The sequence below is a fragment of the Moraxella nonliquefaciens genome (genome assembly GCF_001679005.1).
Taxonomy (GTDB): Bacteria; Pseudomonadota; Gammaproteobacteria; order Pseudomonadales; family Moraxellaceae; genus Moraxella; species Moraxella nonliquefaciens.
Map to the genome: position 1 here is coordinate 1 of NZ_LXTW01000013.1, position 2500 is coordinate 2500.

Sequence of the window (2500 nt, forward strand, 5' to 3'; positions counted from 1 at the left end):
CACCCCCCACACCCCACATCCTCAAAGCTCTTCCTCACAGCCCCCATATGCGTTAAAATAATCTTATAAGACAACCTTACATCATCAGAGACCGAACAATATTTAATGTGTCCAAAGTGTCCACGTGGACTGGCACTACTACCAAAGTATTTAATATAATGTCTAGATGCCGACACCCTCATATCAAGCCTTCCATATTTTAAATTAAGCTCATGCTCCATCATCAGTTCACCATCGTCAAGGCGAGCATTACCATCTAAATCCTTAAATACAATAATTTTTTTCCCCAACTGCCTATGACACAGATTAAACTCATCAGCAGGACACACAATGATATTTTGCTTAGTAATGTGGCTTTGAGCACGAGCTTGTTTTAGGGCATCAGTGATGATGGATGCAACATGATTTGCCTCCATTTTTTGTAAGGACTTCATGATATTAGGATAGGCAATCATAGAAATGACAGCAATAACAATCACCACCACCATCAATTCAATCAATGTCAAGCCTTTTTGTTCACCCACAATACCCCATCCCATCAAGATTCATCCCACAAATTGATCATGACATAATCATGATACAACTGAACTCATTTACACCATCCTCTTAAACCATCATCCTCTTTTGAATGAGCCTACCCAAAACCCCCACATCTTCCAATGTGGGGGTTTAAAATAAGGTGCTGACGATGACCTACTCTCACATGGGCGAACCACACTACCATCGGCGCTAAGACGTTTCACTTCTGAGTTCGGGAAGGGATCAGGTGGTTCCATCTTGCTATTGTCGTCAGCGTAAAAGGATTAACAACGCTGTATGAGTCTGTTTATTACTAAATCAAGATTAAGGTTCATCTTACATATTACCAATCAACACGGTCAGTGGTAAACCACTTGGGTGTTGTATGGTCAAGCCAAACGAGCAATTAGTATTGGTTAGCTACATGTATCACTACACTTCCACACCCAACCTATCAACGTCGTAGTCTACAACGGCTCTTAGGGAAATCTCATCTTGAGGTGGGCTTCCCGCTTAGATGCTTTCAGCGGTTATCCCATCCGAACGTAGCTACTCGGCAATGCCACTGGCGTGACAACCGAAACACCAGAGGTTCGTCCACTCTGGTCCTCTCGTACTAGGAGCAGATCCTCTCAAATTTCCAACGCCCACGGTAGATAGGGACCGAACTGTCTCACGACGTTCTAAACCCAGCTCGCGTACCTCTTTAAATGGCGAACAGCCATACCCTTGGGACCTGCTTCAGCCCCAGGATGAGATGAGCCGACATCGAGGTGCCAAACACCGCCGTCGATATGAACTCTTGGGCGGTATCAGCCTGTTATCCCCAGAGTACCTTTTATCCGTTGAGCGATGGCCCTTCCATACAGAACCACCGGATCACTAAGACCTACTTTCGTACCTGCTCGACTTGTGGGTCTCGCAGTTAAGCGCGCTTTTGCCTTTATACTCTTTGAACGATTTCCGACCGTTCTGAGCGCACCTTCGTACTCCTCCGTTACTCTTTAGGAGGAGACCGCCCCAGTCAAACTACCCACCATACATTGTCCTTGATACTGTTATATCTAAGTTAGAACCCCAACATAACCAGGGTGGTATTTCAAGGTTGGCTCCACAAATACTGGCGTATCTGCTTCAAAGCCTCCCACCTATCCTACACAAGTTAGGTCAAAGTTCAATGTAAAGCTGTAGTAAAGGTTCACGGGGTCTTTCCGTCTAGCCGCGGGTACACAGCATCTTCACTGCGATTTCGATTTCACTGAGTCTCTGCTGGAGACAGCGCTGCCATCATTATGCCATTCGTGCAGGTCGGAACTTACCCGACAAGGAATTTCGCTACCTTAGGACCGTTATAGTTACGGCCGCCGTTTACTGGGGCTTCGATCAAGAGCTTCGCTTACGCTAACCCCATCAATTAACCTTCCAGCACCGGGCAGGCATCACACCCTATACGTCCACTTTCGTGTTTGCAGAGTGCTGTGTTTTTAATAAACAGTTGCAGCAGCCTGGTATCTGCGACTGCCAACAGCTCAGAAAGCAAGTTTCATCACCATCGGCAGCGTACCTTCTCCCGAAGTTACGGTACCATTTTGCCTAGTTCCTTCAGCAGAGTTCTCTCAAGCGCCTTGGTATTCTCTACCTGACCACCTGTGTCGGTTTCGGGTACGATTCGTTTATGACTATCGCTTAGAAGCTTTTCCTGGAAGCAGGGTATTTGCCACTTCGCCAGTAAACTGGCTTGCTATCAGATCTCATTAATAACCGAGCGGATTTGCCTACTCAGTCTAACTACATCCTTCCACCTGGACAACCATCGCCAGGCTGGCATAACCTTCTCCGTCCCTCCATCGCATCATAAACAAGTATCGGAATATTAACCGATTTCCCATCGACTACGCCTTTCGGCCTCGCCTTAGGGGTCGACTCACCCAGCCCCGATTAACGTTGGACTGGAACCCTTGGTCTTCCGGCGAACGGGCTT

The 2500-nt window shown here is 47.0% G+C and carries 1 protein-coding gene and 2 rRNA genes (1 of these 3 cut by a window edge); all 3 read right to left on the reverse strand.

Annotation, left to right across the window (positions count from 1 at the left end):
• Positions 1 to 539, reverse strand: a 539-nt coding sequence (locus tag A7456_RS06075; RefSeq protein ID WP_067008671.1) for a GspH/FimT family pseudopilin, incomplete at its 3' end; no start/stop codon positions are given.
• Positions 540 to 680: 141 nt separating this feature from the next.
• Positions 681 to 794: ribosomal RNA gene (rrf, locus tag A7456_RS06080) — 5S ribosomal RNA — on the reverse strand.
• A gap of 110 nt (positions 795 to 904) precedes the next feature.
• A 23S ribosomal RNA gene (locus A7456_RS06085) occupies positions 905 to 2500 on the reverse strand (it continues 1262 nt past the right edge of the window).